This is a genomic window from Treponema sp. R6D11 (assembly GCF_054786075.1).
The window spans coordinates 1-938 of sequence record NZ_BDHD01000431.1; the positions used below are offsets into that span (position 1 = coordinate 1).

3 protein-coding genes are annotated in these 938 nt (G+C 43.8%); all 3 read left to right on the forward strand.

Annotation, left to right across the window (positions count from 1 at the left end; translation table 11 throughout):
* Positions 1–340: MotA/TolQ/ExbB proton channel family protein (locus tag ACYVTD_RS13720; RefSeq protein ID WP_461248291.1), on the forward strand; the 340-nt coding region annotated here is incomplete at its 5' end.
* A 1-nt stretch (position 341) separates the two neighbouring features.
* Positions 342–743: an ExbD/TolR family protein gene (locus tag ACYVTD_RS13725; protein ID WP_461248292.1), complete on the forward strand. Its 402-nt coding sequence runs from the start codon at positions 342–344 to the stop codon at positions 741–743.
* A partial coding sequence (locus ACYVTD_RS13730) for an ExbD/TolR family protein (protein ID WP_461248293.1) occupies positions 740–938 on the forward strand: 199 nt, incomplete at its 3' end. The genes ACYVTD_RS13725 and ACYVTD_RS13730, both read left to right, overlap by 4 nt.

Here is a 938-nt window from a genome sequence, read left to right on the forward strand (position 1 = left end):
AAACTGCATCAATTCGCTTGAAAACGGTTTTAACTTTCTTACGGCCCTAGGTTCCATCTCCCCGTTAACGGGCTTTCTAGGAACCGTCTCTGGAATGATCGGCGCGTTCAGATCGATTGCCGAAGCGACGGAGGTAAACGCCCAAATTGTCGCGAACGGCATCTACGAAGCCCTTATTACCACGGTATTCGGCCTTGTAATCGCCATTATCGCCATGGTTTCCCATTCGATTTTTACCCACTTGGTCGATAAATTTACAAGCAACATGGAAAGCATCTGTTCCGATTTAATTATCCAATTTGCGGAACAAAGCGAAAACAGGGCGCATACAAAGAGCTAACATGAAACTTAAACGCCGGAAGAACCTATTTCAGGATTCAAGCGCCTCAAGCGACATAGCGTTTTTGCTTATTATTTATTTTATTGTTATCGCGGGTTTTAACGTAAACAAAGGGTTTTTAATGAACCTTCCGGCGAAAGATTCGTCCAGGCTTATTTTAAGGGACGACCTGTTGCGTTTTGAGATGGACACCGGGGGAAACATAGTCTACGAAGGCGACGTCATACAAATTTCACAGGCAAAAACGATAATAAAGGCGGCCCAAAATAACAACCCCGATATAGCCGTAATTATCACGATAGACGGGCAGGCGCACTGGCAGAATGTCGTCGACTTCGTGGAGTTAGCCCAAGACATGAAAATTGATTCGTTTTCTTTCGCAATGAAGAAGGACGGCCTGTGAAGATAAAGCGTAAAAGAAAAAGTTTTACCATTCCCCTTAATTCAATGTCCGACGTGGCGTTTCTTCTTTTAATTTTCATCATGCTTGTGGCGTTAATTAACTACCGTAAAGAGGTAAAAATAGAATACCCCGAGGCGAAAACGGCGTTAAGGACGACATCCGAAAAAAATCTTGAAGTCTGGGTGGACAAGGAAG

Bases quoted from the DNA above. Each gene is read 5' to 3' on its own strand.
- ACYVTD_RS13725 (WP_461248292.1), top strand. From the start codon at position 342: ATGAAACTTAAACGCCGGAAGAACCTATTTCAGGATTCAAGCGCCTCA.